3 protein-coding genes are annotated in these 1,351 nt (G+C 52.3%); 2 read left to right on the plus strand and 1 reads right to left on the minus strand.

Annotated features, from left to right (window positions below; translation table 11 throughout):
• A partial coding sequence (locus GS12_RS22650) for a lysozyme (RefSeq protein WP_034951260.1) occupies positions 1 to 433 on the minus strand: 433 nt, incomplete at its 3' end.
• 467 nt (positions 434 to 900) lie between these two features.
• On the opposite strand from GS12_RS22650, the gene GS12_RS22655 reads away from it, so the two are divergent.
• A complete protein-coding gene (locus GS12_RS22655) occupies positions 901 to 1,122 on the plus strand; it encodes a hypothetical protein (protein ID WP_034951263.1) in 222 nt (73 codons plus the stop codon).
• A gap of 12 nt (positions 1,123 to 1,134) precedes the next feature.
• Positions 1,135 to 1,351, plus strand: a 217-nt coding sequence (locus GS12_RS24175) for a hypothetical protein (RefSeq protein ID WP_084089853.1), incomplete at its 3' end; no start/stop codon positions are given.

The following is a 1,351-nucleotide window of genomic DNA, read 5'->3' on the forward strand; positions in this document are numbered from 1 at the left end:
ATTTCTGGCCGCCTGCGTATACCCAACGCCTCAGTTCATCACAAGCGCCATCCACATCCCCGGCATTCAGCCGCTTCAGGAGCGTCGATTTAGAAAATGCGCCGGTTCCGACGTTGTAGGCAAATGAGTAGAGAGCAGCGCGCTGGTATTCACCCAGCGGAATTTTCACCTGACCGTCTACTGATTTCTTTACTGGCTGTAAATCCTGCCAGAGCAGATGATCGCATTCCCGATCGGTGTATCGCTTATTTTTGATTATGTCGTTTCCGGTGTGGCCGTCGCAGACAGTCCAGACACCAGCTACATCTTTGTAAGGATCAAATACCCGCCCTTCCACCCCGTCCTTACCGCCGAGGAATACCGTGGCGATAAGCATAGAGCCGCCGCCCGCCGCAGCAATGAGCTTATTGCGCAGGCTGTTTGACATTGCCATGTGTTATTCCCCGGTGAGGTCAGGTGCGGTAGGCCAGCGCTGGAGCGCCTTTATTTGAGCAAGTGTACCCAATATGCACCAGTCAGTGAAACCATCTATCCAACCAGAGCAGCATGCGAGCAGGTGAAAGCGCGAATTCTTGATCGGCGTCCCAATGTTGAGTTTGAGTGTGGGCTGGTGCGGCGATAGAGGTAAAGTTTTTCAGGGATGAGTCGATGCTTTAAAAAGGTTCCTTATCTCGTTGAGGTTTTTATGTTCCGCTCACAGTCTCCTCGTTGCCCTAGATGTAGCAGCACTAATGTGAAGTCTTTTCCTGGAATAAACAGGTTCGGCTGCGCGAAGTGCGGAAGAATATTTGAAATACCAGGCCCGCCATTTCACCACTTCCGATTCAGGGATAAGTGAATCAGTAGTTAACGACCTCGCCCCGGCGGGGTTTTTTATTTCCCCTATCTGGAGAAATCCCTATGCCAAAATCACAAATGCGCCTGGCTAATCGAGCCTGGCGGACGAACACGCGAGCGCTTGGATGGATGCGCGGATGGAAAGGCGGAAAGCGCGCATGGAAAGCATTCTGTCGTGAAAATGCCGAAGTAACTGTTCAGGCTGCAAATGATGATATGGAGCCCATTCTTTCGCAGGAAGATGCAGACGAGCGCGTGTCCGTGGAGCTTTCTTATTGGGACTGAGTGAGGTAGCCGATGACGCCGGAAGCTGAGAACGCGCTACGGTCAACGGCCAGAAAGTGCCGCGCCGAAACACTTAAAGCCACATCAGGGAAACCCAAATCAGAGCACGACCGTATTACCACCCTTCTTTTAGACAAATACACCCACCAAATAGCCGCCCTGCCGCCTGATAAATTCCCTGCCCGCCAGTGGCTGGTTTATTTCGTGCGAGTGGTGGATAAGGAGATGC

The sequence above is a fragment of the Erwinia oleae genome (assembly GCF_000770305.1).
In the GTDB taxonomy this organism is placed as follows: domain Bacteria; phylum Pseudomonadota; class Gammaproteobacteria; order Enterobacterales; family Enterobacteriaceae; genus Erwinia; species Erwinia oleae.

Coding starts and splice junctions, on each gene's coding strand:
- GS12_RS22655 (WP_034951263.1), top strand. CDS start 901: ATGCCAAAATCACAAATGCGCCTGGCTAATCGAGCCTGGCGGACGAAC.